This window comes from Microbacterium sp. KNMS, from assembly GCF_053851835.1.
Window position 1 is genome coordinate 1 of the sequence record NZ_JBSQBP010000163.1, and the last position, 248, is coordinate 248.

The 248-nt window shown below is 56.0% G+C and carries 1 pseudogene; it reads right to left on the reverse strand.

Annotated features, from left to right (window positions below):
• Nucleotides 1-248, reverse strand: a pseudogene (locus ACWXWW_RS18240) (hypothetical protein); the annotation flags it as partial.

The following is a 248-nucleotide window of genomic DNA, read 5'->3' on the forward strand; positions in this document are numbered from 1 at the left end:
GAATGATCCCGTTAAACGGCAGGGCGGAGATACCTTCCGTCCCGTTGTAGTTTCCTTCCTGAGTGGCCGTCAGCAGCGGATGCAGCACCTTAATGGGCGCTTTAAACATCTCGACGAATTCCATAATCCCCTGGTTAGCCCGGCACAGCGCGCCGGAGTAACCGTAGGCATCCGGGTCGTTTTGCGCGAAGTTTTCCAGCTTGCGGATGTCGACCTTACCGACCAGCGCCGAAATATCCTGGTTGTTC